The organism is Polynucleobacter sp. 39-46-10 (genome assembly GCF_002282275.1).
The window spans coordinates 1-1368 of sequence record NZ_NCJB01000476.1 but is presented as its reverse complement, the minus strand read 5'-3'; the positions used below and the strand labels follow the sequence as shown (position 1 = coordinate 1368).

At 46.2% G+C, this 1368-nt stretch carries 1 protein-coding gene and 1 pseudogene; both read right to left on the bottom strand.

The window, feature by feature from the left end; genetic code table 11:
• Positions 1–537: pseudogene (locus B7X71_RS16935) on the bottom strand (hypothetical protein); the annotation flags it as partial.
• Positions 538–830: 293 nt separating this feature from the next.
• On the bottom strand, positions 831–1368 hold a 538-nt coding region (locus tag B7X71_RS16930), incomplete at its 5' end, for a carbohydrate porin (RefSeq protein WP_293601599.1).

Genomic DNA, 1368 nt, shown 5'->3' with positions numbered 1-1368 from the left:
TTTAAGCGTAATGGCATTATTACTGCAGAACCCATTTGGGTATTGTGATGTCGACGCATTTGCGCCACCCAATGCAAATGGGGAGTTCACTGGCATGCCAGACCACACCAACCCGACTTGTGGATTAGCTGGGGCATTAATCTGCGGCACAGTAGCCTTGGCAGACAAATAGGACTCGCGCAAAGAAGACAATTGCGGGTTGTTTAATTTAAGTTCATTCCAAAGCTGGCGCAAATCCATTTCTGCGGGGCCAGATGTTGCACCCATGGTGTAGATCTTCGGCGTATTACTTTGCGTTACTGGCGCAAATAAGCTTGCGGCTTTGGCAGGATTGGGAGCATTGGGGGTGCTACTGACATTGCTAACTAGTGGAGGTGCAGATAAGCTCTCTTGAGATTCATTGAGCTGTACAGTGACATTAGCTGGAGTGGCAGTATTTGCAGGCGATGTTTGCGCAAAAACAGATGTCACTAAGAACAGGGATGCAAAAGAACAAACGCCAGCAAGCCACTTTGAGGGCTTGGCTTTTGCATGCATCTGTTTCTGAGTTGTAATCTGGCCGTGAATCAAATCGGCTGCCTCTAAATCTCTTCGAATGCTGTTTTTATAGTCTTGAATGTAGATTTCCCTACATATCAAGGGGTTTTACTGATTATAGGGGTCTAGAGGCAAAAGTCCATCAAATACAAATTCTTATCTTATTGATTCTAAAGACAATAATGAATTTAGCCCTACTGACAACAGCTAGAATTCAGCATGAACCCTGAAAGATAGGATCTTGACTGGTCCGCGGGCAGAGTTATAGGCTGGATTGATGATGTGCTGGAAGTTCAAACCAGCAAGTACGTTCTTAATAACCGTGGCGTTGTAATACCCCCCACCAATCCGTTCTGGTGAGTAAGAAATCGTTTGACTGGGCTAGCGTAGTCACCAATGAAGTAAGACACGCCACCAGCTTGTAAGTAACCACGGCGATAGCTCGACAAACCATTTTGCATGGCAGAGATCCCAATACTATCTTTAGGGCGCTTCCAACTTGTGCCATTCATACCCATGCCAATAGAGATGGAGTTGTCTGCTTCAGTGAATGACATCGTTTCGGTCTGACCGTCGGATGTAAAGGCGCGGCCATAGATGCCAAGATCTTTGGTCAAAGCCTGCTCGCCATGTATACCAATACCCGTTTTGATTTGCATATTGTTGCGGACATTGTTAATTGCTTGGGTGCCTTGGCGAGCATTGGGGTCTTGGTCAATGTAATTGGTAGCGTCTGAGAATCGCGCCAACATCATTTTGTTGCGATAGGCCAAGACACTCACCTTGCCAGGAAGATCGGCAATATTGTGCTGGCGCTCAACTTCTACTTGA